Here is a 26,168-nt window from a genome sequence, read left to right as displayed (position 1 = left end):
CGCTCCAGTCGTCGGCCACGGCCGCAATCTAGGGCATCGGCGCGACGGCGGCGCCGTCGGCCCGGCGGCGGGCGGCGGGCGAGGACGGCGGCAGCACGGTCTCGAAGGCTCGGTTCACCGCGGCCCCGATCAGCACGGCGATCGCGACGAGGTAGAGCCAGGTGAGCACGGCGATGGGTGCGGCCAGCGGGCCGTAGACCGAGCGGGAGTCCGAGGCGGTGACGGTGAGCGTCCAGCGCAGCAGGTAGGAGCCCACCACCCAGGCCAGCAGGCTGAAGCACGCTCCGGGCAGGTTGTAGCGCCACGCGGTGCGCACCGGCACCGACACGTGGTAGAGCGTGGCCAGGAAGCAGACGCACAGGGCGATGACCAGCGGCCAGTAGAACGCCATCAGCACCTCGGCGCTGTCGGGCAGCCAGCCGCGCACCAGCGAGGGGCCCGCGACCACGAGCGGGATCGAGACGACGCCGGTGACGATCGCCAGCAGGTACAGGCCGAACGACAGCGCGCGCGCTTTGAGGATGCCGCGCACGCCGCCGAGGCCGTGCATGATCGTGATGGTGTCGATGAAGACGTTCAGGGCACGCGAGCCCGACCACAGCGCGAGCACCGAACCGACCGAGATCACGTCGAAGCGACCGCCCTGGAGGACGTCGGCGATCGTCGGCGCGATCACCTTGTCGACCGCGGAGTCGGTGAGGAAGCGGGCGCTGAGGTCGAGGATCGACTGCTGGATCTGCGCGACCTGATCGGCGGAGAACTGCGCGGTCACGTACCCGATGGCGCCGGCGAGCGCGAAGATCAGCGGCGGCACCGAGAGCACCGCGAAGAACGCCGCCTCCGCGGCCAGCCCGGTGACCCGGTGCTGAAGGCAGGAGTCGACCGTGGCGACGACCAGCCGCCACGCCAGACGGGCCAGGCGCCGCAGTCGCTCGAGGGCGGCGGCCCCGATCTCGGAGAGCGACGCCGCGAGCGCCGTCGTCCGCTGATCCGCCATGCGTCGTACCGTAACCGCATGACGACCCCCCATCCCGGAGGTGAGCGCGAGTCCCGGCCGTCGCGTCAGGAGATCCGCCGCAGCACCAACCAGGCGCCGCCGCTGGTGGGCCACAACGTGGTGACCGCCGACCGTGCCCTCAGCGAGGCCGTGCTGCGCCACGGGTCCGCCGAGGTGCTGGACTCGCTGGTCGGCATCGGCGCCGAGGCCGGGTCGGCCGAGGCCCGCGAGCACGGGATGCTCGCCAACGAGCACCACCCGGTGCTGCGGCCCTTCGACAGGTACGGCGTCCGCGTCGACGAGGTCGACTTCCATCCCTCCTGGCACTGGCTGATGGAGCGGGCGATCGGGCACGGTCTCGCCGCCGCCGCCTGGCAGGCCCAAGAGGACGGCGACCCGCACGCCCACGTGCGCCGGGCGGCGGGCTTCATGGCCTGGTCGCACACCGAACCCGGCCACGGCTGCCCGGTGTCGATGACCTACGCGGCCGTGCCCGCGCTGCGCGTCGACGAGGCGATCGCCAAGGAGTGGGTGCCGCGCCTGGCCTCGCGCATCTACGACCCGGGGCTGCGTCGTCCCGACGAGAAGCTCGGCGCGCTCGCCGGCATGGGCATGACCGAGAAGCAGGGCGGCTCCGACGTGCGCGCGAACGTCACGCGCGCGGTCGCCGTCCCCGAGGACGGCTCGTACCGTCTCTACGGCCACAAGTGGTTCACCTCGGCACCGATGAACGACGTCTTCCTGGTACTCGCCCAGGCCGACGACGGCGTCACCTGCTTCCTGGTGCCGCGGATGCTCCTCGACGGCACGCGCAACGCCCTCGACGTCGTCCGGCTCAAGGAGAAGCTGGGCAACCGCTCCAACGCCTCCTCGGAGCTGGAGTTCGACGGCACGGTGGCCCTGCGGATCGGCGACGAGGGTCGCGGGGTGCGCACCATCATCGAGATGGTCGCGGCCACCCGGCTGGACTGCGTGCTCGGCTCGACCTCGCTGATGCGCAAGGCCGTCTCTGAAGCCGCCTGGCACGTGGCCCACCGCTCGGCGTTCGGCTCCCTGCTGGTCGACAAGCCGCTCATGCAGAACGTCGTGGCCGATCTCGCGGTCGAGACCGAGGCGGCCACCGTGCTGGCCATGCGGCTCGCTGCGGCCGTCGACCGACCCGACGACGCCCACGAGGCGGCGCTGCGGCGCATCGCCCTGCCGCTGGCGAAGTTCTGGGTCTGCAAGCGCACCCCGGCGATGGTCGCCGAGGCGCTGGAGTGCCTGGGCGGCAACGGCTACGTCGAGGAGTCGGGCATGCCGCTGCTCTACCGCGAGGCGCCGCTGAACTCGGTGTGGGAGGGCTCGGGCAACGTCAACGCCCTCGACGTGCTGCGCGCCCTGGGCCGCGAACCCGAGGTGCTCGACGCCTACCTCACCGAGGTGGGGCTCGCCCGTGGCGCCGACGCCCGGCTCGACGCTGCGATCGACGACACCCTCGCCCTCATCGGCGGCCTGCTGGGCGACCGCTCGGGGCTCGAGCGCTCGGCCCGGCGGCTGGCCGGCCGGATGGCGGCACTGCTCCAGGGCACCCTGCTCGTGCGGTACGCCCCCGAGGAGGTCGCCGACCTCTTCATCGCCTCCCGGCTCTCGCCGGGCTACGACGCCACCTACGGCTGCCTGGAGGCCAGCGGCGCCGAGCTGCGGGCCGTGGTGCAGCGCGCGATGCCGGTGCTCTGAACGACGAACCCGCCGGGACGACGTGTCGTCCCGGCGGGGTGGCGGCTCGGCCCGGCTCGCTGGCTCGGGCTCAGCCGACCGGTGTCGTCTCCCGGACGGCGTCCGGCCGAGGCTGCGGAGCGGCGGACGTCTCCGCGTGCCCGTTCCCGTGCCCGTCGTCGATCATCGTGGTCTCGTCGAACGGGTCCTGCCCGGCGAGCACACGGTCGAGCTGCGCCCGGTCGATGCTGCCGGTCCACTGGCCGATGACGATGGTGGCGATGGCGTTGCCCGCGAAGTTCGTCAGTGCGCGGGCCTCGGACATGAACCGGTCGATGCCGACGATGAGGCCGACGCCGTCCACCAGCTCGGGGCGGTGCGAGGAGAGCCCGCCGGCCAGCGTCGCCATGCCGGCGCCGGTGACGCCGGCGGCGCCCTTGGAGGCGATCATCATGAACAGCAGCAGCGAGACCTGCTCGCCGATCGACAGCGGGTCGCCCAGCGCCTCGGCGATGAACAGCGAGGCCATCGTCAGGTAGATCGCGGTGCCGTCGAGGTTGAAGGAGTAGCCGGTCGGCACGACGACGCCGACCGTCGCCTTGTCGACGCCCGCGTGCTCCATCTTGGCGATCAGCCGCGGCAACGCCGACTCCGAGGACGACGTGGAGAGGATCAGCAGGAACTCCCGGCCCAGGTAGCGCAGGAGGCGGAAGACGTTGACGCCGGTCGTCATCCGCAGCACCGTGCCGAGCACGCCGAAGACGAACAGCACGCAGGTGATGTAGAAGCCGACCATCAGCACGAAGAGGCTGCGCAGCGCATCGACGCCGGTCTCGCCGACGACGGCGGCGATCGCGCCGAACGCGCCGATGGGCGCGGCCCACATGATCATCGCGAGCACCCGGAAGACGACCCGCTGGACGGCGGTCACGCCGCGCAGCACCGGCTCGCCGGCGGCACCCATCTGCTGGAGGGCGAAGCCGACGAGCAGGGCGACGAGCAGGGTCTGGAGCACCTCGCCGGAGGTCAGCGAGGAGAGCATCGAGGTGGGGATGATGCCCAGCAGGAATTCGGTGGTGCTGCCGTGGCCGGCGGCCGCCTGCTCCTGTCCGGCACCGGCGACGGCGTCGGTGAGCCGCAGGCCGTCGCCGGGGTGCAGCAGGTTGCCGACCACCAGGCCGATGCCGAGGGCGATCGTGGAGAACGTCAGGAAGTAGGCCAGTGCGAGGCCGCCGACCTTGCCGACCCGGGCGGCGCTGGCGACCGAGCCGACCCCGATGACGATCGTGCAGAAGATGACCGGCTGGATCATCATGCGGATCAGGGCGACGAAGCCGGTGCCGAGCGGCTTGAGCTCGACGGCGACGTCCGGCGCGGCCAGGCCGACGACGATGCCGAGCGCCACCGCGGCGATGACCGCGAGGTACAGGTAGTGGGTGCGGCTCCGCGGCGCCGCCGTCTGTGAGGTGCTCATGAGGGGAACTCTGCGAGCCGACGTGACCGGCGTCACCCTTGTGGTCGTTGTGGTCGCGACCACCTCCGCCGGGTGAGGATGGGGCCCATGCCCCGGCGTCCTCGCTTCGGGCGCGACACCTCCGTGGCGCGCCAGATCCTGCTGCTGCAGGTCGTCGTGGTCGTCGTGCTCGTGCTGGTCTCGATCGGCCTGGCGACCCTCGACGCGCGCCGCGACGTGCGCGCCGACGCGACCTCCCGCGCGGTCGCGGTCGCCCGCACCCTGGCCGACTCCCCCACGCTGATCGCCGCCCTCGGCGAGGCCGAGCCGAGTCGGCTCATCCAGCCGCTAGCCGAGCGGGTGCGGCGCGACAGCGACGTCGACTTCGTGACGGTGATGTCACCCGACCGGATCCGCTACAGCCACCCCGACCCGGCGCAGATCGGCCGCCGGTTCATCGGCGACGTCGGCGACGCGCCGTCCGGCGGGATCTTCACCCAGGAGTACACCGGCACGCTGGGGCCCTCGATGCGCGCGGTGGTGCCGGTCGAGGACGACGACGGGCGGGTGGTCGCCCTGGTCGCGGTCGGCATCACCGTCGACCGCATCGACCGCGCGCTGCGCGACGATCTGGTGCCGATCGGCCTGGCGGCGCTGGCGGTGCTGCTCGCCGGCTTGGGCGGCACTGCGCTCGTCTCGCGCCGCCTGCATCGCCAGACCCATGGTCTGGGCGCGGAGGAGCTGGCGCGCATGTACGAGTACTACTCCGCGGTGCTCCACGCCGTCCGCGAGGGGTTGCTGCTCCTCGACGGCGAGGGTCGGGTGCAGCTGGTCAACGACGAGGCCCGCCGCCTCCTCGACCTGCCTGCCGACGCCGCCGGGAGCCGCCTCGACGCGCTCGGGCTGGCACCGGGCCTCGTCGAGGCCGCGCTCGGCGGCCGCGAGGCCGACGACGAGCTCTACCTGGCCGGCGATCGGATCCTGCTGGTCAACAGCTCGCCGGCGACCTGGCAAGGACGCGACGTCGGCGCGGTCGTCACGCTCCGCGACCACACCGAGCTGCGTGGCGTGACCGGCGAGCTGGACGCCGTCCGGCGCCTCACCGACTCGCTGCGCGCGCAGAACCACGAGTCGGCGAACAGGCTGCACACGGTGGTCTCCCTCATCGAGATGGGCCGCCCCGAGGAGGCGGTCGACTTCGCCACCGAGGAGCTCCAGATCGCCCAACTGCTCACCGACCGGATGGTCGCGGCCAGCGACGACCCCGTCGTGGCCGCCCTGCTGCTCGGCAAGACGGCCGACGCCGCCGAGCGCGGTATCGAGCTGACGATCGACGGCGATCTGCCGCCGGGTTCGCCCCTGAGCCGCCGCGATCTCGTGACCGTCATCGGCAACCTCCTCGACAACGCCTTCGATGCGGTCGCCGACCGCCCCGCCGGCAGCCGCCGGGTCAAGATCACCGTCGACGCCGCGGCCATCACCGTCGAGGACAGCGGACCGGGGCTCTCGGCGGAGGCGATCGAGCACGTCACCGAGCGCGGGTGGTCGACCAAGGTGAGCCCCGGCGACGATCCGCGCGGCCGCGGCGTCGGCCTCGCGCTGGTCGCCCAGGTGGCCCGACGGCACGGCGGCGTCCTCGAGGTCGGCAGCAGCGAGGAGGGTGGCGCCCTGTTCAGGGTGCGGCTGGCCGGAGCGGCCACGTGAGCGCGACGCCCGTGCGGGTGCTGATCGTCGAGGACGAGGCGCTGGCCGCCGAGGCGCACGCGGCGTACGTCGAGCGCCTGGAGGGCTTCGAACTGGCGGGGGTCGCCCGCTCGGCCGCGGCGGCGCTGCGTGCCCTCGACCGCGGGCGCGCGGACGGCGTCCCGGTCGACCTGCTGCTGCTCGACCTGCACCTGCCCGACGGCCACGGCCTGGGCCTGCTGCAGCGGGCGCGGGCGGCCGGCCACCTGTGCGACGCCATCGCGGTCACCTCCGCGCGCGATGCCGACGTGGTGCGGCACGCCGTCGCCCAGGGCGTCGTGCTCTACCTGCTCAAGCCCTTCACCTTCGCGGGGTTCCGCGCCAAGCTCGGCCAGTACGCCGACTACCGCCGCACGCTCGCGGGTGCGGGCGAGGTCGGTCAGGACGACGTCGACTCGCTGCTCGGCGCGCTGCGCACCGCGCGGGCCGAGCAGCGGGCCGCCCTGCCGAAGGGCATGAGCCCGGAGACGATGGCCGAGGTGGTCGCCGCGCTGCGGCGGCATCCGCAGGGGCTCTCGGCGACCGAGGCCGCCGAACAGGTGGGCGCCTCGCGCGTGACGGTGCGCCGCTACCTGGAGCATCTGGCCGAGAACGGACAGGCCGACCGGCGTCCCCGTTACGGGGTCGCCGGCCGGCCGGAGCTGGAGTACCGCTGGCGCTGACGCCAGGCTCAGCTCAGGTCGATGCCCGGGTAGAGCGGGTGCTTGTCGAGCATCTCCGCCGACGCCGCGCGCACGCGGTCGGCGACGCCGTCGGCGAGCACGTAGCTGGCCTGCGAGGGCGTGCCGGCCTTGGTGGTGCCCGGCGTGGTGTTGCGCAGGACCTCGACCATGAGCTCGGCGACGCGGTCGAACTCCTCGGCGCCGAAGCCGCGCGTGGTCAGCGCCGGGGTGCCCAGGCGGATGCCGGAGGTGTACCAGGCGCCGTTGGGGTCGGCGGGCACCGAGTTGCGGTTCGTGACCACGCCGGCGTCGAGCAGTGCCGACTCGGCCTGGCGGCCGGTGAGACCGAAGGAGGTCACGTCGAGCAGCACGAGGTGGTTGTCGGTGCCGCCGGTGACCAGCTTCGCGCCGCGCTTGAGGAAGCCCTCGGCGAGGGTCTGGGCGTTCTCGGCGACCCGGTGGGCGTAGGCCTGGAAGTCCTCGGTGCGGGCCTCGGCGAAGGCGACGGCCTTGGCGGCCATGACGTGCGACATCGGGCCGCCGAGCACCATCGGGCAGCCGCGGTCGACCGAGGGGGCGAGCTCGCCGGTGGCCAGCACCAGACCGCCACGCGGGCCGCGCAGGGACTTGTGGGTGGTCGAGGTGACGATGTCGGCGTAGGGCACCGGGTTCTCCTCGCCGGTGAACACCTTGCCGGCCACCAGGCCCGCGAAGTGGGCCATGTCGACCATGAGGGTGGCGCCCACCTCGTCGGCGATCTCGCGCATCTTGGCGAAGTTCACCCGGCGCGGGTAGGCGGAGTAGCCGGCCACGAGCACCAGCGGCTTGAACTCGCGTGCCTTGGCCAGCAGCGCGTCGTAGTCGAGGAGGCCGGTCTCGGGGTTGGTGCCGTACTGCTGCTGGTGGAACATCTTGCCGCTGATGTTGGGGCGGAAGCCGTGGGTGAGGTGGCCGCCGGCGTCCAGGCTCATGCCGAGCAGGCGCTGGTTGCCGAGCTCCTTGCGCAGGGCCTCCCAGTCGGCCTCGGTGAGGTCGTTGACGTTCTTGGCCGCCGCCTTCTCCAGCCACGGACCCTCGACGCGGTGGGCCAGGATCGACCAGAAGGCCACGAGGTTGGCGTCGATGCCCGAGTGCGGCTGCACGTAGGCGTACTCGGCGCCGAAGAGCTCCCGGGCGTGCTCGGCGGCGAGCGCCTCGACGGTGTCGACGTTCTGGCAGCCCGCGTAGAAGCGGTGGCCGACGGTGCCCTCGGCGTACTTGTCGGAGAACCAGGTGCCCATCGTCAGCAGGACGGCGGGCGAGGCGTAGTTCTCGCTGGCGATCAGCTTGAGCGAGCTGCGCTGGTCGGCGAGCTCGGCGCGGGTGGCATCGGCGATGCGGGGCTCGACCGAGGCGATGACCTCGAGAGCGTGGGCGTAGGCACTGCTGGTGAGGGCGTCGATGTCGGCCATGGTCTCAGCCTAATGAGCGAGGCCGCGGTCGGCCGAACCCGCGATCACGGGTGGACGGCGGCTCCCGCGCACAGTGTGACCTGCGCCTCAGCGCAGACCCGGTTTACGCTCAGTTCACCTGAACGGTGTCCCGCATCGCGGACACGGTTCTCACATCACGAGATTTCGCCTTGTGAGGCGGCCGTCCACGACTTGAGACTGACGCCTGTGATCAGCGCCGCGACCCACGTCCACCTGGTGGTACGCCGCCATGTCGACCTCGGCCGCACGCGCAGCGCGATGTGTCGGCTGTCCTGACGCCCCCAGCCCGTTCCGCGCGGCCACCCCGCCGCCGTCCCCAGGAAGCCAGCCAGGAATCCACGATGTCCGACCTCCGCTACCAGGCCAAGCGCGCCCAGCGCACCGAGATCCCCCGCCCCAAGCGCGGCGAGGGCCAGTGGGCGCTCGGCTACTCCGAGCCGCTGAACAAGAACGAGCAGTCGAAGAAGGACGACGACCCGCTCAACGTGCGGGACCGCATCCTCTACGTCTACTCCCAGCGCGGCTTCGCCTCGATCGACCCCGCCGACCTGCGCGGCCGGTTCCGGTGGATGGGCCTCTACACCCAGCGCGCGGAGGGCTTCGACGGCGGCAAGACCGCCACCGTGCCCGAGGAGGACCTCGACGCGCCGTTCTTCATGATGCGCGTGCGCTCCGACGGCCGGCTCCTCACCGCCGCGACCGTGCGGGCCCTCGGCGAGATCGGCCGCGACTACGCCCGCGACACCGCCGACGTCACCGACCGCGAGAACATCCAGTACCACTGGATCCGCATCGAGGACGTCCCGGCGATCTGGGAGCGGCTCGAGCTCGGCGGGCTCTCGACCCTCGAGGCCTGCGGCGACTCCCCGCGCCCGTTCCTCGGCTCGCCGGTCGCCGGCGTCGCCGCCGACGAGATCATCGACGGCACCCCCGCCCTGGAGGAGATCTACCGGCGCTTCATCGGCAGCCCGGACTTCTCCAACTTCCCGCGGAAGTTCAAGACCGCGCTGACCGGCCACCCCTCGCACGACGTCTCCCCCGAGACCAACGACATCTCCTTCGTCGGCACGGTGCACCCCGAGCACGGCCCCGGCTTCGACCTGTGGGTCGGCGGCGGTCTGTCGACCAACCCGATGCTCGCCCAGAAGATGGGCGTGTGGATCCCCCTCGACGACGTCGCCGACGTCTGGGAGGGTGTCGCCTCGATCTTCCGCGACTACGGCTACCGCCGGCTGCGCTCGCGTGCGCGTCTGAAGTTCCTCGTCGCCGACTGGGGCATCGCGAAGTTCCGTGAGGTGCTCGAGAACGAGTACCTCGGCCGCGAGCTCGTCACCTGCGAGTCGCCGGCCTCCCCGGTCGGCCACCGCGACCACATCGGCGTCCACGAGCAGAAGGACGGCCGCCGCTACATCGGTGTCGCCCCCGTGGCCGGCCGCGTCTCCGGCACGCTGCTCATCGCCCTGGCCGACCTGCTGGAGAAGCACGCGGTCGACGGCGTCCGCCTGACGCCGTACCAGAAGATCGTGCTCATCGGCGTCGACCCCGAGCGGGTCGAGGACGTCATCGCCGACCTCGAGGCGATCGGCCTGTCCGCCCGGCCCTCCAACTGGCGACGCAACACGATGGCCTGCACCGGCATCGAGTTCTGCAAGCTGGCGATCGTCGACACCAAGAACCGCGCCCGCGACCTGGTGGCCGAGCTCGAGAAGCGCTTCCCCGACCTCGACTCCCCCATCACCGTCAACGTCAACGGCTGCCCCAACGCCTGCGCGCGCACCCAGATCGCCGACATCGGCCTCAAGGGTCAGCTCGTCCAGGTCGGCGACCAGCAGGTCGAGGGTTTCCAGGTGCACCTCGGCGGCGCCACCGGCCTGCAGGCCAACTTCGGCCGCAAGCTGCGCGCCCACAAGGTCACCTCCGCCGGCCTCGACGACTACATCTCCTCGCTCGTGACGGCCTACCTGGCCGATCGCACCGAGGGCGAGTCGTTCACCACGTGGGTGCACCGCGCCGACGAGGCCCTGCTGCGCGGGGAAGCCGCGCTCGCCGGAGCACGCTGATGTCCGGCGAGGGACGCGCGGTCCCCTTCCACTGCCCGTTCTGCGGCGAGGAGGACCTGCGTCCGCACGAGATCGTCGCCCCCGACGGCTCGGTCACCTCGCCGCACGGTTCCTGGGAATGCCGCGGTTGCCTGCGGGCCTTCTCCCTCAAGCTGCTGGGGATCCTCCGGCCCGGCGGCTCCGCCACCGGCATCAGCGAGGGAGCACCCCGATGATCAGCACCACCCGCAACGCACGCGAGTACCGCGGCACCGAGACCGCCGGCCGGTCGCCCGAGGAGCTGCGCGACCTCGTCAGCCACTGGGGCGCCGAGCTCGAGCTCGCGCCGGCCACGACCATCATCGAGTGGGCCGCCGCCACCTTCGGCGAGCGCTTCTGCGTCACCTCCTCGATGGGCGACGCCGTCCTCGCGCACCTCGCCTCCAGCGTCGTCCCGGGTATCGACGTGGTCTTCCTCGACACCGGCTACCACTTCGTCGAGACCATCGGTACCCGCGACGCCGTCGAGGCCACGATGCCGGTCAACCTGCTCACCATCACGCCCGTGCAGACGGTCGCCGAGCAGGACGCCCAGTACGGCCCCGAGCTGTACAAGACCGACCCCGACCTGTGCTGCAAGCTGCGCAAGGTCGAGCCGCTGGCCCGCTCGCTCTCCGGCTACGACGCCTGGGCCACCGGGCTGCGGCGCTCGGAGACCCGCAACCGGGTCATCGCGCCGGTCATCGGCTGGGACGCCAAGAAGCAGAAGGTCAAGGTCTCCCCCATCGCCCGCTGGAGCGATGAGGACGTCGATCGCTACATCGCCGAGAACGGCATCCTGGTCAACCCCCTCGTCTACGACGGCTACCCCTCCATCGGCTGCGCCCCCTGCACCCGGCGCGTCGCCCCCGGCGACGACCCCCGCAGCGGCCGCTGGGCGGGCACCAACAAGACCGAGTGCGGGATCCACGCCTGAGCGCGTCGATCCCATCCCCCCGAGAGAGGACACTTACCGATGGCAGCACCCGCACTGATCGCCCTGGCCCACGGCAGCCGTGACCCCCGCTCGGCCGCGACGATCACGGCGCTGGTCGGCGAGGCCCGCGCCATGCGGCCCGATCTGCGCATCGAGCAGGCGTTCCTCGACCTCTCCAAGCCCTCGTTCACGACCGTCGTCGACCGGCTGGTGAAGGCCGGCTTCGACGAGATCGTCGTCGTCCCGCTGCTGCTGACCGAGGCCTACCACGCCACCGTCGACGTCCCGCAGGTGATCGAGGAGGCCGTCGCGCGGCACCCCGGCCTGCAGATCCGCGCCACCGAGATCCTCGGCCTGGAGACCTGTTTCCTCGAGGTCCTCGACGTGCGCATGCGCGAGGCGCTGAGCCGTTCGCGGGTGCGTGAGCTCGATGCCCTGGTGCTCGCCGCCGCCGGCTCCAGCGACCCGCTGGCCAACCAGGCCGTCGCCCGGCTGGCACGCGTGTGGGGCTCGCACCACAAGCTGCCGGTCGTCGCCGCGTACGCCTCGGCCGCCCCGCCGGCGACCGGTGAGGCCGTGCGCGCCTTCCGCGCCGAGGGACGCCGTCACATCGCCGTCGCCTCGCTGTTCCTCGCCCCCGGGTTCCTGCCCGACCGCGCCGCCGAGCTCGCGCTCGAGGCCGGGGCGATCGCGGTCTCCGAGCCGCTGGGTGCCCACCCGGTCATCGCGCGCACCATCCTCGCGCGCTACGCCGTGGGCGCCGTCGAGCTCGTCCCGGTCTGAGCCTCGGCTGTGATCGGTCCACGGGTCGGGAATCGTCCGTAACCCGGCCCGGCCGGCGCCGTTGGGACGGCGTGTCCCCCAGCACTCACCTCCCCCGTGTCCTGTCCGTCCTGCTGGCGCTCGCCGCGCTCGTCCTCGGCGTGGGTCTCACCGGCACGAGCCGGGCCGCCCTCCCCGCGCAGGCCGCCCGCGCCGACCGGCCCGACCCGCTGCGCTCCCAGCAGTGGGCGCTCGACCTCGTGCGCGCCGACCAGGCGTGGAAGCGCAGCACCGGACGGGGAGTCGTCGTGGCCGTCGTCGACTCCGGCGTCGACCGGGAGCACCCCGACCTCCAGGGACAGCTGACCTCCGGCGCGACCTTCGGCGGCTGCCCGGACCCCACCGTCAGCTGCGGGGACGGCCGCTGGACCGGCGTCCGCAACCCCGATGGCAACGCGATGGATCCGTTCGCCCTCTACCAGGCCGGTCTGGACATCGTCATCAACTCCCACGGCACCCATGTCGCCGGCATCATCGGCGCCGCCACGCACAACGGCATCGGGATCTCCGGGGTGGCGCCCGACGTCCGCATCATGCCGGTCAAGGTCCTCAACAACGGGACCGGCAACATCGACGCCGTCGTCAGCGGCATCCGTTGGGCCGCCGACCACGGCGCCGACGTCATCAACCTCAGCCTCGGAGCCGAGCCCGGAGCCGAGGTCACCGGGCCCGGAGAACTGGCGGCGCTGCACGCCGCCGCCGAGTACGCCGTCCGCTCCGGCGCCGTGGTCGTCGCAGCGGCCGGCAACTTCCAGCTCTACCCGCTGTGCTCGGCGCCCGCAGACACTCCCGGGGTGCTGTGCGTGACCGCCGTCGGGAGCACCGGCCTGCCCAGTCCCTTCAGCCAGCTCGGCTACGTCGTCCAGCCCGATCTCACGCTGCGGCAGGACACGGTGGCCGCGCCGGGCGGGTTCGGTGGCCTCGACAGCGGCGCCATCTGCGAGACGACCCCGGCCAGCGACGTCGTCTCGACCGTCCCGGTCGGCTTCACCTTCGGCTGCTACGGAACGGCCACGCCCTACGCGCGGATGGGCGGCACCTCGATGGCCGCGCCGCACGTCGCCGGCATCGCCGCCCTGCTGCTCGCCCAATGCCGGCGTCCCGCCGACGTCATCCAGGTCATCGAGGACACCGCACGGATCCCGCTGCTGGGCCGCGCCCCCGCGTTCCTCCCCTACTACGGACGCGGCATCGTCGACGCTGCGGCCGCGGTCGCCGCTCCGGGGGCGCGCTGCTGAGCGGGGGTGCGGTCGGCTGCGGCCGGGCGGGAGTTTCCCCGGTCAGCCGGGGAAACTCCCACATGTCAGGCAATGCTTGCCGTGCCAAGTGCCAGTTTCCCCTGACAAGTCCGGGCCGCCGCGCGACCGCCGCCCTCAGGACGCCGTGAGGGCCGCGACCTCCGCCGCGAGCTGGGGGTCGCCGAGGCGTTCGGCGATGGCGGCGGCCTGATCGAGCGCCTGGGCACCCTCCGCCGAGCGACCGAGGGCCAGCAGCGCGCCGGCGCGCGCCAGGTGGGCGTGGCCGACGAGGAACTCGCTGAACGCACGCGCCGCCTCCAGGCCCGCCTCCGCACGCTCCAACGCCTCCTCGGGCCGCTCCAGCTGCACGAGCACCTGGGAGAGGTTGATCAGGTTGGCGGCCCGCACCATCCCCAGATCCTCACGGTCGGCGATGAGGAGCGCCTCGTGGATGCGGATCGCCGCCTCGTCGGGGCGTCCCGCGGCTCGCCAACAGTCACCGGCGTTGCCGAGTGCGATGGTCTCCTCGTACGGACTGGCGCCCGCCCTCGCGGCGAGCACCACTTCGTCGAACCACGCGGCCGCGCGGTCGTAGCGGCCCGCCTGGTACTCCCCGAACGCCAGCAGGGAGAGCAGCACGCGCTCGGCTCCCGTCTCGCCGGTCCTCTGGAACACCGGACGGGCCGCCTCGAACTGCTCGGCCGCGGCTTCAGCATCACCGAGGCGGGCCAGCGAGTGCCCCAGTGCCAACCGGGCCCGCGCCAGCACCACGGGGTCGTCACCGCGGGAGGCGATCGCGACCGCGTGCCCATGCAACCACCGGCCGTCCTGATGCCGACCCGTGGCGTTGAGCCACGACGTCAGGGCGCCGGAGAGCTCGAGGACGACGTCGGGACGGTCGCCCTCGAGCGAGGCGGCCATCGTCAGCAGCTGCTCGGCATGGGTGGACAGCCAGGCGCGGGCGTCGTCCTCGGCGAGCGGGACGACGTCGGCCTCACGCGCTCCGTAGAGGCAGCTCTCGCCCGCGACGTGCAGGCCGACATGCGCCGACCAGGCCTGCTCGACGAGGTGGTCGGCGAGCCGGTCGATGGCCGCCGTGCGGGCCGAGTGGGGGTCGGCATCGAGGCCGCGGTCGTGCGCGAACGCGCGGACGACGTCGTGCAGCCCGACGCGATCGGCGCGCACCGCCACCAGATGCGCGCGGTCGAGGCCGGTGCGGAGTTCGTCCGTGGTGGCTGGGTCGCGATCCCACAGCGCCGCGAGAGCCGGCGTCGCCAGGTCGCCCAGCGGTTGGGCGGCGAGAAGGCGCAGGGCCCGTTGCTCCGCCTCCGGGAGGGCGGTGTAGGCAGAGGAGAGGACGGCGCTCAGCGGTTCGTCGAGGCGGGCCTGCGCCATCCGGTCGACGACCTGGCGGGCGTGATCGTGCAGCGTCCACTCCGGGCGCGCGGCCACGCGCGCCGCGGTCAACGTCAGCGCCAGCGGAATGCCGCTCACCGCCTCGACCAACGCACGCGCCGCCAGTGGATCGCCGGCGATCGCCGCCGGCGCCTGGGCGGCGATGAGTTCGACCGCGGCGTCCTCGTCGAGCGGCTCGAGCACGAGCTCGCGGGCGTCGTCGAGGTCGAGCCGGCGTCGGGCGGTCACGATCACCAGAGCGGAACCACGGTGGTCGGGGACGATCGCGCGCACCTGCTCGCCGTCGGCGGCGTCGTCGAGCAGGACGATCACCGCACGCTCGGCCAGGGCCGCGGCCAGGACCTGGGTGCGCTCGTCGGCCTCGGCCGGCACGGCGCCGCGACCCAGCGCCCGCAGGAGCGACGTCTGGACGGCGCCCGGTGCGGCCGGCGGCAGATCGGGGTCGTTGCCGCGCAGGTCGACCTGGAGGACCTCGGCCCCGGATGCGGCGGCCCGCCTGGCCGCTGCGGCCTGCGCGAGGTGCGACTTGCCCATGCCGCCGAGACCCGAGACGACCACCACGGCGCCGTCCGGGGCATCGCCGATCGCGGCGAGCTCGGGCGCCCGCCCGACCAGCGGACCGGGGTCGGGCACGCCGACCACGACGCTGGCGACCCGAGCGGCCTCCTCGCTGCCCTGCAGGCGGCCGATGGCGGCGAGCAATGCATCTGCCTCGTCGTCAGGCACCCCGAGCGCCCGGGCGAGATCGGCCACCAGCGGCCCGTCGAGCCGACGCCGGCCGCGGTCGAAGGCGTCGTAGACCGTGGAGCGGCTGACCCGCGCCTCGAACCCGTCGGCACCACGCGCAGCCCGGAGCGCCGCGACCCGGCGGGCGAGCTCGGCGTAGGACGGCGAACCCGCCGCCTCCCGGGTGGCGACCAGGAACGCTACGACCTCCTCGATCGACCTCATCCGACCAGCACCTCCACCAATCGCGCGACCTCGCCGGCCGGATCATGACTGAGGCCACCGTGCACCGGTCCGGGTTGGATCACCGTGCTGCGCGGCGCCTTGAGGAAGCCGAAGCGCTGGCTGACCGGCTGGCGCGCCGCAGCGCCACCGCGGGCGTCGCCCGCGCACACGCCGTCGATGAACGCCATCGCCTCACGCACCGCCGAGACCGGCAGCTGCGGCCACAGGGCGGCCAGCCGCGTCTCGTCGACCTGCCAGGCGACCTGGAGGAGATCGGCGGCCTGGCAGTAGAGGACGACGCCGAGGTTGACGAACTCCTCCCGATCGACCCGCGGGACGCAGCGCAGGACGACGTACTGGTAGGGGTGCAGGGTCGACGACTCACTCACCGTCGCCTCCCGGCGTCCAGGAGCGCGACCCGAGCCGAGCGGTCAGGAAGGCCACGTAGGCCCGCCGCAGGTCGTCGGGGGTCTCGGCCCCCGGCACCGGCTCGAGCCACTCGTCGGGCACCTCGGCGAGGATCTCGGCGAAGACCTCGGGGCTCAACAGCGCCCGGATCTCCGCATCGACCGCCGGCACCTGCGGGAGATGGGCGGCGAGCACGTGGTCGTCGCTGTTCCACGGCTGCGCGGCGAAGCGTGCGGGGTCGGTGACGCCTCCGCCCCACGCGTGGTGGAAGTAGAGCGAGGCGCCATGGTCGATGACCCACAGATCGCCGTGCCAGCGCAGCAGGTTCGGGTTGCGCCAGGAGCGGTCGACGTTGGCGGTGAAGGCGTCGAGCCACAGGATGCGGGCCGCCACATCGTCGGCAGCCGAGGCCGTGGTGTCGGCCTCGCCGCCGTCGTAGCCGAAACTGCCGGGCAGGAAGTCGATGCCGAGATTGAGACCGATGCTCGCCTGGAGGAGGTCCTGCACCTCCTCGTCGGCCTCGTAGCGGGCGATGTCGGCAGCCAGGTCGAGGGCCACCAGACGCGGCGTGCGCAGGCCGAGTCGACGAGCCAACCCGCTCACCACCACCTCGGCGACGAGCACCCGCACGCCCTGCCCCGCCCCGCGGAACTTGATGACGTAGGTGCCCAGGTCGTCGGCCTCGACGATGCCCGGCAGGCTCCCACCCTCCCGCAGCGGAGTGACGTAGCGGGTGACCCGGATGCGCGGCAGCGGGTCAGGCATCGCGGACGTGCGAGCGGTTCACCAGCGGCGGCTCGGTCGACCACGGGAAGTTGATCCACCGGTCGGTGCGCCGCCAGACGTAGTCGGGCTTCACGACCGACCACGGCTTCTCGTAGACGACGGCGGTGCGCGCCTCGAGCACGTGCCCGGCGCAGAACTCCTGCACGATCTCCAGCGTGCGACCGGAGTCGGCGACGTCGTCGGTGATGAGCACCTTCAGGCCCGACAGGTCGACCGCGGCCGGCGTCGGCGGCAGCATGATCGGGACGTCGAGGCGCTGGTCGACACCGGTGTAGAACTCCACGTTGACCGCGGAGAGGTTCTTCACGTCGAGGGCGTAGCCCAGGCCCATCGCCAGGCCCAATCCCCCGCGCGCGATGGCGAGGACCATGTCGGGTTCGTAGCCGGATGCGACCACCTGCTGGGCGATGTCGCGCACCGCGGTTCCGAACAGGTCATAGGTGAGGATCTCGCGCTCGTCGGCCACGTCGGCATTCTGTCGGGCCGCACCAACCGGCGTCGACCCGGCGCACCGGGTGTCGGCCGGCGATCATCACCAGGTGTCGGGGACCTCGGCGTCGGGGGCATCGCGTTCAGCGGCCGCCAACTCCTCCTTGACCACGGCGAACGATACGCCGGGCGGGTACCCCTTGCGACCGAGCATCCCGACCAGGCGGCGGGTGGCGGTGGCGTCGTCGACCCGCGCCAGGCTGCGCAGCTTGCGTCGCACCAGCGCACGGGCGGCCTCGGTCTCGGCGTCGGTGTCGACCTCGGCCAGGGCCTCCTTGACGACCTCGTCGGCGACGCCCTTGCGTCGCAGCTCCTGGGCGAGAGCGCGACGAGCCAGGGCCTTGGATCCGTCGGCCCCGCGGATGCTGATCCAGGTGCGGGCGAAGGCGGCGTCGTCGATGAGACCGACCTCCTCGAAACGGTCGAGGAGCCGGACGGCGATCTCGTCGGGCACGTTCTTGGCCCGCAGCTTGTCGTGCAGTTCGCGACGGCTGCGGGCTCGCCCGGTGAGCTGGTCGAGCAGGATGGTGCGGGCCACCGACTCGGCGTCGGCCTCGGGGCCCTCGGCGACCGGGTCCGGCGGCGGTGCCACGCCGCCGGACCGCTCGGTGCCACCCGGGCCGTCCGGCCCACCCCGGCCGCTGGCGGCGGTCCAGGCCTCGACGCCCGCCGCGACGTCGCCGAGCCAGGACGGCGCGGGGCGCTCGTCCTGCCAGGTATCGCGGCGGGCCGTCATCGAGGAGGGGCGGCGGCTCAGAAGTCGCCGACGCCGATCGGCTCGTCGGAGAGCTCGGAGAAGTCGTCGGCGTCGACGGTCGGGCCGACGCCGAGCTTCTCGAGGATCTTCTTCTCGATCTCGTTGGCCAGGTCGGGGTTGTCGCGCAGGAAGGTGCGCGCGTTCTCCTTGCCCTGACCGAGCTGGTCGCCCTCGTAGGTGTACCAGGCGCCGGCCTTGCGGATCAGGCCCGCCTCGACGCCCACGTCGATCAGGCCGCCCTCGCGGCTGATGCCCTTGCCGTACATGATGTCGAACTCGGCCTGCTTGAACGGCGGGGCGACCTTGTTCTTCACGACCTTGACCCGGGTGCGGTTGCCGACCATGTCGGTGCCGTCCTTGAGGGTCTCGATGCGACGCACGTCGAGGCGCACCGAGGCGTAGAACTTCAGCGCGCGACCACCGGTGGTGGTCTCGGGCGAGCCGAACATGACGCCGATCTTCTCGCGCAGCTGGTTGATGAAGATCGCGGTGGTGCCGGAGTTGTTGAGCGCACCGGTCATCTTGCGCAGCGCCTGGCTCATCAGTCGGGCCTGGAGACCGACGTGGCTGTCGCCCATCTCGCCCTCGATCTCGGCGCGGGGCACGAGCGCGGCGACCGAGTCGATGACGATGAGGGAGAGCGCCCCGGAGCGGACCAGCATGTCGGCGATCTCGAGCGCCTGCTCACCGGAGTCGGGCTGGGAGACCAGCAGCGCGTCGGTGTCGACGCCCAGGGCCTTGGCGTACTCGGGGTCGAGGGCGTGCTCGGCGTCGATGAAGGCGACCAGGCCGCCGTTGCGCTGGGCGTTGGCCACCGCGTGGAGCGCCACGGTGGTCTTACCCGAGGACTCCGGGCCGTAGATCTCCACGACGCGGCCGCGCGGCAGACCGCCGATGCCCAGCGCGATGTCGAGGGAGATCGCGCCCGTGGGGATGATCTCCAGCGGGGCCCGGGTCTCCTCGCCCAGCCGCATGATCGAGCCCTTGCCGAACTGCTTCTCGATGTTGGCGAGGGCGGCGTCGAGGGCCTTCTCGCGGTCTGCACCAGCCATGGTGTCTCCTCCGTGTCGTGCGTCGGGCACCGGGCCCGTCGTGGTGTGTCGTGGTCTGTCGTTGTCGTCCTCACGGACGCTAGGGCAGACCGCCGACAGAAGCCGGAGGCGTGCTCCGAGCTGGGGAAGACGGCGTCGGCACGTCGCCTTGTGCACGACAACCTACCCCGAACACGTGTTCGATCCGAACGACACGCCGACGACACGCCGCACGCGCCCGACGAATCGACGGCGGGCCAGCCGGCGGGTCAGCCGGCGACGGCCTCCGGACGGCCCGGCACCCCCGGCAGACCCGGGAGCTCGACGAGGAAGCGGCAGCCCGGGCCTCGGTTCTCGACGCTCACCCGCCCGGCGTGCGCCTCGACGATGCCGCGCACGATCGCGAGCCCCAGACCGGCGCCGCGGCCGCCGGGCTCCGTGCGCTCGGGGGTGCGGGCGACCCCCGCCTGCCAGCCGACGTCGAAGACGCGCTCGAGATCGGTACGGGCGATCCCCCCGCAGCCGTCGCTGACCGCGACCTCGACCAGCTCGCCGCGAGCGGTCGCGCTGACGACGACCCGGCCGCCGCGCTCGGTGTGCCGGATCGCGTTCATCACCAGGTTCGACAGCACCCGCGCCAGCCCGCCGGGATCGGCGACCACCTCGACGCCGTCGGCGACGTCGCCGACCAGGACGACGCCGCGGGTGCGGGCCACGGGATCGGCGGCCGCGACGGCCTCGCTCACCAGGTCGAGCACCGAGAGCGGCTCGGGTCGCAGCTGCCAGGAGCCCGCGTGGATGCGGCTGAGCTCGAAGAGGTCGTCGACCATGCGCACCATGCGGTCGATCTCGCTGCCGATCTGGCGGCGGTAGCGCTCGGGATCGACGGCGAGGCCGTCCTCCAGCGCCTCGGTCATGGCCCGCATCGCCGCGAGCGGGGTGCGCAGATCGTGGGAGACCCAGGAGACCAGCTGGCGACGGGACTCCTCCAGCGCCTGCTCACGCCGCCGGGCCTCGGCGAGGCGCTCGCGGGCGGAGGCGAGCTCGACGGCCAGCGCCTGGAACTCGGCCGGGCCGACGGGACCGGCCGACCCCGCCACCCCCGATCCGCGCGCGGCACCGGCGTCGTCCGCGCCCTCCGCGTCGTCAGGGCCGTACACGCCGTCAGGACCGCCGACGAGGCGCACCTGGTCGCGCAGCTCGAGCGACCACCGCACCACGGCGCTGGCGAGCACCAGCGAGACCCCGATGGCCACGGTCGCCGCGGTCGTGGCGACGAGCGTGACGACGCCGAGGTCGTGGTTGGACAGGAACATGAGGCGCGCCATGCCGAGCACGCCGACGAGCACGGAGACCACGGAGACCACCGCCACCAGCACGAGCTGCCAGCGCAGCGACCGGGCACGCAGCAGCCGGGCCGCCACCAGCCCCAGCGCTCCCACCGCCACGGCACCGCCGGCCGCCACGAGCACGATCTCCACCTGGTCGCGTGTCACGCGTCCTCCTCTCCCCCGCCGGTCGCCCAGCGGTAGCCGACACCCCAGACCGTCGCCAGCCGTCGCGGCCGGGTCGGGTCGTCCTCCACCTTCTCCCGCAACCGGCGCACATGCACCGTCACCGTCGACCGGTCGCCCACCGACCATCCCCACACCTGCTGGAGGAGGTCGTCGCGGGTGAACGCCCGGTCGGGATGGGCGAGCAGGAAGGCGAGCAGATCGAACTCCCGCACTGTGAGCGCCAGCGGCCGGTCGGCCAGCCGCGCCGTGCGGGCGCCGGTGTCGACGACGAGGTCGCCGTCGCGCAGCACGCGGGCGACGTCGGCGTCGCGCTCGCCGAGCCGCCGCAGCACCGAGTCGACGCGCAGGGCGAGCTCGCGGGGGCTGAACGGCTTGGCGACGTAGTCGTCGGCGCCGAGCTCGAGCCCGGCGACGCGGTCCTCCTCCGACCCCAGCGCGGTGAGCAGGACGACGGGCACGTCGCGAACCGCCCGCAGGCGGCGCAGCACCTCCCAGCCGTCCATGCCCGGCATCATCAGGTCGAGGACGACGAGGGCGTGCCGCGGCTCGAAGATCGCCACCGCCGCCTCGCCGTCCGCGGCCTCGTCGACCTCGTGGCCGTGGGCGCGCAGGTAGGAGACGACGACCTCGCGCACGGTCGGGTCGTCGTCGACGACGAGCACACGGGCCACCTGCTCACGCCTCCGGGTCGGCGGCGCGTCGGCGTCCGAGGCGCAGGCCCGCGTGGGCGGCGACCGCGACGAGGGTCAGGACGACGACCGCGCCCCACCCGGCGGCGTAGGGGCGGTCGAGCACCGTGGCGTTGGCCGGGTCGTAGTCGGCTCCGAAGCGGCCGAGCACCGGGATCGCCATCAGCGTGACCGTGCCGATGACGATCACCGCGCGGGCGCCGGCGCCCTGCCAGGACGACGGGAGCACCCGCGCGCCGACCGCCGTGACCAGCAGGGTGAGCGGGGCGAGCACGGCGTCGTGCACCACCACGCCGCCGGCGAGCCAGACGACGACGCCGCGCAGCTCGGCGAGGTCCTGCTGGTCGAGGAGCAGCCACGCCCCCCACCCGAGGACCCCGAGCCCGAGGGCGCCCAGCAGGAACCGCGCGGCCCTCATGCGGTCACCTCCAACCGGGTGACCCACTTGGTCTGCAGGACGCCGGGCCGGTTCGGCGCGATGAGCCGCGCCGGGTAGCCGTGGTCGAGGGCCAACGGCTCGCCGTGCAGGGCCAGCGCGAGCAGCGTGCGGTCGTCGTCCGCGAAGTTGCCGGGCAGGTGGGTGATCCCGAAGGCGCCCCGCTGCTGGAGCGAGACGACCCGCACGTCGCTGTTGCGGGGCGCGTCGACGAGGTCGAGCAGATCGCGCACCCGGACGCCGGTCCACACGGCCGAAGCACTCCATCCCTCGACGCACGCGATCGGCAGCGATTCGGTGCGCTGGGTCATGGCGAGCAGGTCGTCGCGGGTCAGCGACACCGTGCGGTCGCCGGCGACCACCTCGAGCGTGTAGCGGCCCGAGGTGGCGCGGCTGGTGACGCCGGCGGCGCGGGCCGACCGGTTGACCGGCAGCCCCTGCGGCCCGTCTCCGGAGCGCACCCCCAGCACCGACACCCGCCGCAGCCACGGCACGGTGGTGCCCGCGGTCGCCAGCACCGCGACGGCGGTCGCGGCCCAGGTGGCGCGCAGGAGCCCGCGCCGGTCGAGGCTGCCGGGCGATGCGGGCTCGTCGTCGCGCACCGGGGTGGCGTAGGCGCCGCGGATCACCGGCAGCTTCACCGCGATGTGCAGCAGCAGCGCCCCGGTGACCAGCCAACCCACCGCGTAGTGCACGGAGCGGAAGGAGAACGGCCAGGTGTACCAGTGCGCGATGTTCTGCAGGCCGGAGACGAGCTGGAAGATCGCGGCGGCGACCAGGACGGCGATGGAGGCGCGTTCGGCGACCTCGATCGCCAGCTCGCGTGCCCGCTTCGGCGGGACGGCGAAGAGCTTCGGGTAGACGCTCCACAGCTTCACCAGCAGCAGCGGGACGGCGGCGGTGCCGGTGATGATGTGCAGCCCCTGCGTGACGCGGTAGCCCCACGCCGGGCTGGTCGGGAACGGGATCGGCTGGTTCGGCTCCTGGGCGTAGTGGCTGATCAGACCGGTCACGAAGGCGATGAGGAAGCAGACCCCCAGCCAGGTGCCGACCCGGGCGGTGACCACGGCACCGCGCAGGCGATGGGAGAAGTCGGACTCGGTGGGCGGGCGCAGCGGCGGGCGCGACCGCGGTCGTTCGGTGGTGCTCATCGGACTGCCTCCAGGGGTTCGAGGACGGCGCACCATCGCCCGAGGAAGGCGCTGCGGGAGCGGACGGCCAGACCGGCGCCGGCCGCGACGTGGGCGATGCCGTCGACGCCGACGACGGCCCAGCGGAAGGGGCGGCTGACCGTGTCACGGCCCTCCAGACGGGCCCAGACGACCCGCTCCTCGACACCTGGGGCCGCGAGCTCGACGACCACGCGGCCGCGGGGGTCGAGGATCTCCCGCACCCGCCGCAGCAACGCGACGGGGTCGCCGCCGATGCCGACGTTGCCGTCGGCCAGGAGGGCCGTGGCCCAACGACCCTCCCCGGGCAGCGGGTCGAAGACGTCGCGGCGCAGCGCGGCGGCACCGCGCGAGCGGGTCTGGTCGACCGCCTCCTGCACCACGTCGATGCCGAGCACGATGTGACCCGCTGCCGCCAGGCCCGCGGCCAACCGGCCCGGCCCGCAGCCGATGTCGATGGTCGGGCCCTCGCACAGGTCGAGCAGGTGCGCGTCGGCACGGTCGATCTCCCGGGTCCAATCGGCCACCGGGAGCGCCTGTGCGACCGCCTCGAGCCCGACCACGCGGCACGGGGCGCCACGCAGCGCCGCACCGAAGACCTCGGAGAAGGAGGCGTCGCGAGCGGTCATCGCCGCACCCCCGCGACCTCGTGCCAGCGCCGGGCGAACCGGCTGCCGGGTGCGAGAGCGGCGACGCGGGCGGCGTCGTCGGCGGTGTCGACGTCGTCGAGGGTCGCGGCCGTGCCGACCCGCCATCCTGCGGCGAGCAGGGCGGTATGCGTGTCGGCACCGGTCGTCGGCGTCGACATCGGCACGTCGACGAGCGCGGCGGCGACCCGTGGATCGCGGACGCCGAGCACCCACCAGCCGCCGTCGACGGCCGGCCCGAGCACGGCGTCGTCCTCGGCCAGTCCGCGCGCGACGGCGAGGAGGTCGTCGGGGGTCGCCTGCGGGGTGTCCATGCCGACCTGGACGACGGGCCCGGGCCCGCACGCGGCGTGGGCGGCGGCCAGACGCACGCCGAGGTCGCCCGCGACCTGCGGCACGACACGCCAGCCCTCGACGAGCGAGGCCAGAAGCGGCCCGTCGACGACGGCGGGGTCGGCGAGGTCGCCGTCGAGGGCGAGCACGCACCGCACCGCCCCCACCGCGGCGGTCGCCGCCGCGAGGGTGTCGGCCAGGGCGGCGGCGGCGAGACCGGCCGCCGCCTCGTCGCCCACACCGGCGGCCAGCCGGGTCTTCACCCGCCCCGGCACCGGCGCCTTGGCGACCACGAGCATCCGGGCGGCGGTGGCGATCACGCGAGCACCCGCCAGAAGTCGCGGGCCGTGCGCACGGTGCCGCGCACCGACCCCGACACCTTCGAGCGCGTGCCCTCGGCACGCGGGTGGTAGGCGACGTCGTGCTCGCGCACCCGCCAGCCGGCGGCGACGGCGCGCTGCATCAGCTCGACGGGGTAGCCGAAGCGACGGTCCTCGATGCCGAGGTCGAGCATGGCGTCGCGACGCGAGACCCGCATCGGCGCGATGTCGTGGGCCGGGAAGCCGATCCGGCGGCGCAACCATCCGACCACCAGCGCATTGCCGAGCCGGGCGTGCCAGGGCCACACCCCGCGGGCGACCGGACGGCGTCGTCCGACCGCGAGCTCGGCGCGCCCGGCGACGACGTCGTCGAGCAGGCGCAGCAGGTCGTCGGGATCGAAGCTGCCGTCGCCGTCCATGACCGCCACGTAGTCGGCGGTGGCGGCCTCGAGGCCGGCGTGGACCGCGGATCCGTAGCCCGGCCGCTCCTCACGCACCACCCGGGCGCCAGCCGCCTCGGCCACCGCGGCGGTGTCGTCGGAGGAGCCGTTGTCGACCACGATCACCCGGAAGGGCGCGGGGACGCGCGGCAGCAGGGCCCGGAGCGCCGGCCCCTCGTCGCGGCAGGGCAGGACGAGGTCGCAGGCCGGAGGCTGGGGCGGGGAGTGCACCTCGCCACCGTAGACGCCACGTCAGCGGCGGCGGCCGCCCCGACCTTACGGATCGGTGACACCCGGGTCCGGCGGCTGGCGCGGTGCCGGGGTGTCGCGCCTAGGGTCGGGGCATGCGGCACTCCCCCCTCCGGATCCCGATCGCGGGGTTCGCGGCGGCCCTCCTCCTCGTGCTCCTCGCATTCGCCGTCCCCCCGCTGTTCGACTGGCAGGTGTGGGCGCGCAGCGCGTCGTCCCTCCCCGATCGGGCGATCCCGCCGCTGCACGGCATGTGGGAGCCCAAGCTGCTGGGGCCCGGCACCGTGCCGGCGCTGTTGATCGGCGTCCTCGGTGGGCGCTGGCTGTGGCGACGCGCGGACGAGCTGCCCTTCGGCGTCCTGCTCCTCGCGGGCTACGCGCTCTGCCTGGGCTGGGCTCTCTCCCTCGCCCTCGTCGACGGCACCGACGGGCTCTCCCGCGTGCTCGGCAGCTCCGGGGAGTACCTGCGGACCGCCCGCGAGGTCGGCGGGATCGGGCACCTCCTCGACATCTACATCGACCACATCCCGTTGGACTCCCCCGACAACTGGCCGACCCACGTGGCCGGCCATCCCCCGCTCGCCCTCCTGTTCTTCGTCGGCCTGGTGCGCCTGGGGCTGGGCGGCGATCTCGCCGCGGGGGTCGTCGTCACGGTGCTCGCCTGCACCACCGCGCCCGCGGTGCTCGTCGCGTTGCGGGCCCTCGGCATCGAGGACGTCGCCCGGCGGGCCGCGCCCTTCCTGGTGCTGACCCCGGCGGTGGTGTTCATGGCCGTCAGCGCCGACGGTCTCTTCGGCGCTGTCGCCGCGTGGGCACTGGCGTGCCTGGCACTCGCCTGCCGAGCGCACGGACGACGGCGGCTCGCCTGGTCGGTGCTCGCCGGACTGCTCTTCGGGGCCGCGGTGATGATGTCCTACGGCCTCCCGCTGCTCGGCCTGCTGGCCCTCGCCGTCCTCGCCGCTGCCCGCAGCTGGAAGCCCCTGGTACCCACAGCGCTCGCGGCCCTGGCCGTCGTGGTCGGCTTCGCCGTCGGCGGCTTCGCCTGGTGGGAGGCCTACCCCGTGCTGAGCCGGCGCTACTGGGACGGCATCGCCTCGATCCGGCCCGCGTCGTACTGGATGTGGGGCAACCTCGCCGCCTTGCTGATCTCGATGGGGCCGGTGGTGGCGGCCGGGTTGGCGGAGGTGGGCGCCCGGCGCCGCGTGCTGGAACGTCCCCTGGTGCTGCTCGTCGGCGCCGCCGTCGCCTCGATCGTGCTCGCCGACCTGTCGCGCATGAGCAAGGCGGAGGTCGAGCGCATCTGGCTGCCGTTCATGCCGTGGCTGACCATCGCGTGCGCCGCACTGCCGCCCCGACTGCGCGGGTGGGCGCTGGCCGGGCAGGTGCTCACCGCGGTGCTGGTGCAGCAGCTGCTCTACACCAGCTGGTAA

Annotated in this window: 25 protein-coding genes; 9 read left to right on the top strand and 16 right to left on the bottom strand. The window is 73.4% G+C overall.

Annotated features, from left to right (window positions below):
* Positions 1-28: 28 nt before the first annotated feature.
* The gene (locus ABD671_RS11915; protein ID WP_344733595.1) at positions 29-997 is read right to left on the bottom strand and encodes a YihY/virulence factor BrkB family protein; all 969 of its coding nucleotides are present in this window, start codon (positions 995-997) and stop codon (positions 29-31) included.
* Between the two features lie 18 nt (positions 998-1,015).
* Between ABD671_RS11915 and ABD671_RS11910 the strand changes: the two genes are divergently transcribed.
* Positions 1,016-2,716, top strand: a complete 1,701-nt coding sequence (locus ABD671_RS11910; protein WP_344733594.1) for an acyl-CoA dehydrogenase family protein — start codon at positions 1,016-1,018, stop codon at positions 2,714-2,716.
* Between the two features lie 70 nt (positions 2,717-2,786).
* Here the strand turns inward: ABD671_RS11910 and ABD671_RS11905 are convergent, their stop codons facing one another.
* On the bottom strand, positions 2,787-4,169 hold the full coding sequence (locus tag ABD671_RS11905; protein ID WP_344733593.1) for a cation:dicarboxylate symporter family transporter: 1,383 nt from the start codon (positions 4,167-4,169) through the stop codon (positions 2,787-2,789).
* 87 nt (positions 4,170-4,256) lie between these two features.
* Here ABD671_RS11905 and ABD671_RS11900 point away from each other — a divergent pair, with 87 nt between their 5' ends.
* Both ABD671_RS11900 and ABD671_RS11895 read left to right on the top strand, forming a co-directional pair.
* A complete protein-coding gene (locus tag ABD671_RS11900) occupies positions 4,257-5,852 on the top strand; it encodes a sensor histidine kinase (protein ID WP_344733592.1) in 1,596 nt (531 codons plus the stop codon).
* Positions 5,849-6,553, top strand: a complete 705-nt coding sequence (locus ABD671_RS11895; RefSeq protein WP_344733591.1) for a response regulator — start codon at positions 5,849-5,851, stop codon at positions 6,551-6,553. The genes ABD671_RS11900 and ABD671_RS11895 overlap by 4 nt, the downstream gene beginning before the upstream one ends.
* An 8-nt stretch (positions 6,554-6,561) precedes the next feature.
* Here the strand turns inward: ABD671_RS11895 and ABD671_RS11890 are convergent, their stop codons facing one another.
* A complete protein-coding gene (locus ABD671_RS11890) occupies positions 6,562-8,004 on the bottom strand; it encodes a glycine hydroxymethyltransferase (protein ID WP_344733589.1) in 1,443 nt (480 codons plus the stop codon).
* A gap of 362 nt (positions 8,005-8,366) precedes the next feature.
* Between ABD671_RS11890 and ABD671_RS11885 the strand changes: the two genes are divergently transcribed.
* The 5 genes from ABD671_RS11885 (at position 8,367) to ABD671_RS11865 (ending at position 13,100) form a co-directional block, all read left to right on the top strand.
* On the top strand, positions 8,367-10,085 hold the full coding sequence (locus ABD671_RS11885) for a nitrite/sulfite reductase (RefSeq protein WP_344733588.1): 1,719 nt from the start codon (positions 8,367-8,369) through the stop codon (positions 10,083-10,085).
* The gene (locus tag ABD671_RS11880) at positions 10,085-10,300 is read left to right on the top strand and encodes a hypothetical protein (protein WP_344733587.1); all 216 of its coding nucleotides are present in this window, start codon (positions 10,085-10,087) and stop codon (positions 10,298-10,300) included. Before ABD671_RS11885 ends, ABD671_RS11880 begins: the two co-directional genes overlap by 1 nt.
* Positions 10,297-11,040, top strand: coding sequence for a phosphoadenylyl-sulfate reductase (locus tag ABD671_RS11875; protein ID WP_344733586.1), 744 nt, complete (start codon positions 10,297-10,299; stop codon positions 11,038-11,040). Before ABD671_RS11880 ends, ABD671_RS11875 begins: the two co-directional genes overlap by 4 nt.
* A gap of 39 nt (positions 11,041-11,079) precedes the next feature.
* Entirely contained in the window at positions 11,080-11,823 is a 744-nt protein-coding gene (locus tag ABD671_RS11870; protein WP_344733585.1) for a sirohydrochlorin chelatase, read from the top strand.
* A gap of 71 nt (positions 11,824-11,894) precedes the next feature.
* Complete coding sequence (locus ABD671_RS11865) at positions 11,895-13,100, top strand: S8 family serine peptidase (protein ID WP_344733584.1); 1,206 nt, start codon at positions 11,895-11,897, stop codon at positions 13,098-13,100.
* Between the two features lie 135 nt (positions 13,101-13,235).
* Here ABD671_RS11865 and ABD671_RS11860 read toward each other — a convergent pair whose 3' ends face one another.
* The 13 genes from ABD671_RS11860 to ABD671_RS11800 all read right to left on the bottom strand — a co-directional run bounded on the left by ABD671_RS11860 (position 13,236) and on the right by ABD671_RS11800 (position 24,720).
* A complete protein-coding gene (locus ABD671_RS11860) occupies positions 13,236-15,467 on the bottom strand; it encodes a tetratricopeptide repeat protein (RefSeq protein ID WP_344733583.1) in 2,232 nt (743 codons plus the stop codon).
* Positions 15,464-15,856 (bottom strand): DUF3037 domain-containing protein, encoded by a 393-nt coding sequence (locus tag ABD671_RS11855; protein WP_344733582.1) that lies wholly within the window; start codon positions 15,854-15,856, stop codon positions 15,464-15,466. Before ABD671_RS11855 ends, ABD671_RS11860 begins: the two co-directional genes overlap by 4 nt.
* Positions 15,849-16,640, bottom strand: a complete 792-nt coding sequence (locus ABD671_RS11850; RefSeq protein WP_344733580.1) for a HipA family kinase — start codon at positions 16,638-16,640, stop codon at positions 15,849-15,851. Before ABD671_RS11850 ends, ABD671_RS11855 begins: the two co-directional genes overlap by 8 nt.
* Positions 16,633-17,127, bottom strand: coding sequence for a phosphoribosyltransferase (locus ABD671_RS11845; RefSeq protein WP_344733579.1), 495 nt, complete (start codon positions 17,125-17,127; stop codon positions 16,633-16,635). Before ABD671_RS11845 ends, ABD671_RS11850 begins: the two co-directional genes overlap by 8 nt.
* A 66-nt stretch (positions 17,128-17,193) precedes the next feature.
* Positions 17,194-17,886: a regulatory protein RecX gene (locus ABD671_RS11840; protein WP_344733578.1), complete on the bottom strand. Its 693-nt coding sequence runs from the start codon at positions 17,884-17,886 to the stop codon at positions 17,194-17,196.
* 17 nt (positions 17,887-17,903) lie between these two features.
* Entirely contained in the window at positions 17,904-18,959 is a 1,056-nt protein-coding gene (gene recA, locus ABD671_RS11835) for a recombinase RecA (RefSeq protein WP_344733577.1), read from the bottom strand.
* 248 nt (positions 18,960-19,207) lie between these two features.
* On the bottom strand, positions 19,208-20,434 hold the full coding sequence (locus tag ABD671_RS11830; RefSeq protein WP_344733576.1) for a sensor histidine kinase: 1,227 nt from the start codon (positions 20,432-20,434) through the stop codon (positions 19,208-19,210).
* The gene (locus tag ABD671_RS11825) at positions 20,431-21,126 is read right to left on the bottom strand and encodes a response regulator transcription factor (protein WP_344733575.1); all 696 of its coding nucleotides are present in this window, start codon (positions 21,124-21,126) and stop codon (positions 20,431-20,433) included. The genes ABD671_RS11830 and ABD671_RS11825 overlap by 4 nt, the downstream gene beginning before the upstream one ends.
* A gap of 4 nt (positions 21,127-21,130) precedes the next feature.
* Positions 21,131-21,562, bottom strand: coding sequence for a hypothetical protein (locus ABD671_RS11820; RefSeq protein WP_344733574.1), 432 nt, complete (start codon positions 21,560-21,562; stop codon positions 21,131-21,133).
* On the bottom strand, positions 21,559-22,731 hold the full coding sequence (locus ABD671_RS11815) for a molybdopterin-dependent oxidoreductase (protein ID WP_344733573.1): 1,173 nt from the start codon (positions 22,729-22,731) through the stop codon (positions 21,559-21,561). Before ABD671_RS11815 ends, ABD671_RS11820 begins: the two co-directional genes overlap by 4 nt.
* On the bottom strand, positions 22,728-23,378 hold the full coding sequence (locus ABD671_RS11810) for a methyltransferase domain-containing protein (protein WP_344733572.1): 651 nt from the start codon (positions 23,376-23,378) through the stop codon (positions 22,728-22,730). Before ABD671_RS11810 ends, ABD671_RS11815 begins: the two co-directional genes overlap by 4 nt.
* Positions 23,375-24,049 (bottom strand): TIGR04282 family arsenosugar biosynthesis glycosyltransferase, encoded by a 675-nt coding sequence (locus ABD671_RS11805; RefSeq protein WP_344733571.1) that lies wholly within the window; start codon positions 24,047-24,049, stop codon positions 23,375-23,377. The genes ABD671_RS11810 and ABD671_RS11805 overlap by 4 nt, the downstream gene beginning before the upstream one ends.
* A complete protein-coding gene (locus ABD671_RS11800; RefSeq protein WP_344733570.1) occupies positions 24,046-24,720 on the bottom strand; it encodes a glycosyltransferase family 2 protein in 675 nt (224 codons plus the stop codon). The genes ABD671_RS11805 and ABD671_RS11800 overlap by 4 nt, the downstream gene beginning before the upstream one ends.
* Before the next feature lie 113 nt (positions 24,721-24,833).
* On the opposite strand from ABD671_RS11800, the gene ABD671_RS11795 reads away from it, so the two are divergent.
* Entirely contained in the window at positions 24,834-26,168 is a 1,335-nt protein-coding gene (locus ABD671_RS11795; RefSeq protein ID WP_344733569.1) for a hypothetical protein, read from the top strand.

This window comes from Nocardioides fonticola, assembly GCF_039536805.1.
Lineage (GTDB): Bacteria > Actinomycetota > Actinomycetes > Propionibacteriales > Nocardioidaceae > Nocardioides > Nocardioides fonticola.
This window is presented reverse-complemented; position numbering and strand designations above follow the sequence as displayed.

Excerpts from the sequence above, each read along its gene's own strand:
- ABD671_RS11820 (WP_344733574.1), bottom strand. The coding sequence starts at position 21,562 with ATGAGGGCCGCGCGGTTCCTGCTGGGCGCCCTCGGGCTCGGGGTCCTC.
- ABD671_RS11905 (WP_344733593.1), bottom strand. The coding sequence starts at position 4,169 with ATGAGCACCTCACAGACGGCGGCGCCGCGGAGCCGCACCCACTACCTG.
- ABD671_RS11860 (WP_344733583.1), bottom strand. The coding sequence starts at position 15,467 with ATGAGGTCGATCGAGGAGGTCGTAGCGTTCCTGGTCGCCACCCGGGAG.
- ABD671_RS11810 (WP_344733572.1), bottom strand. The coding sequence starts at position 23,378 with ATGACCGCTCGCGACGCCTCCTTCTCCGAGGTCTTCGGTGCGGCGCTG.
- ABD671_RS11795 (WP_344733569.1), top strand. The coding sequence starts at position 24,834 with ATGCGGCACTCCCCCCTCCGGATCCCGATCGCGGGGTTCGCGGCGGCC.
- ABD671_RS11915 (WP_344733595.1), bottom strand. The coding sequence starts at position 997 with ATGGCGGATCAGCGGACGACGGCGCTCGCGGCGTCGCTCTCCGAGATC.
- ABD671_RS11875 (WP_344733586.1), top strand. The coding sequence starts at position 10,297 with ATGATCAGCACCACCCGCAACGCACGCGAGTACCGCGGCACCGAGACC.
- ABD671_RS11910 (WP_344733594.1), top strand. The coding sequence starts at position 1,016 with ATGACGACCCCCCATCCCGGAGGTGAGCGCGAGTCCCGGCCGTCGCGT.
- ABD671_RS11870 (WP_344733585.1), top strand. The coding sequence starts at position 11,080 with ATGGCAGCACCCGCACTGATCGCCCTGGCCCACGGCAGCCGTGACCCC.
- ABD671_RS11850 (WP_344733580.1), bottom strand. The coding sequence starts at position 16,640 with ATGCCTGACCCGCTGCCGCGCATCCGGGTCACCCGCTACGTCACTCCG.
- ABD671_RS11840 (WP_344733578.1), bottom strand. The coding sequence starts at position 17,886 with ATGACGGCCCGCCGCGATACCTGGCAGGACGAGCGCCCCGCGCCGTCC.
- ABD671_RS11885 (WP_344733588.1), top strand. The coding sequence starts at position 8,367 with ATGTCCGACCTCCGCTACCAGGCCAAGCGCGCCCAGCGCACCGAGATC.
- ABD671_RS11890 (WP_344733589.1), bottom strand. The coding sequence starts at position 8,004 with ATGGCCGACATCGACGCCCTCACCAGCAGTGCCTACGCCCACGCTCTC.
- ABD671_RS11815 (WP_344733573.1), bottom strand. The coding sequence starts at position 22,731 with ATGAGCACCACCGAACGACCGCGGTCGCGCCCGCCGCTGCGCCCGCCC.
- ABD671_RS11880 (WP_344733587.1), top strand. The coding sequence starts at position 10,085 with ATGTCCGGCGAGGGACGCGCGGTCCCCTTCCACTGCCCGTTCTGCGGC.
- ABD671_RS11900 (WP_344733592.1), top strand. The coding sequence starts at position 4,257 with ATGCCCCGGCGTCCTCGCTTCGGGCGCGACACCTCCGTGGCGCGCCAG.
- recA (WP_344733577.1), bottom strand. The coding sequence starts at position 18,959 with ATGGCTGGTGCAGACCGCGAGAAGGCCCTCGACGCCGCCCTCGCCAAC.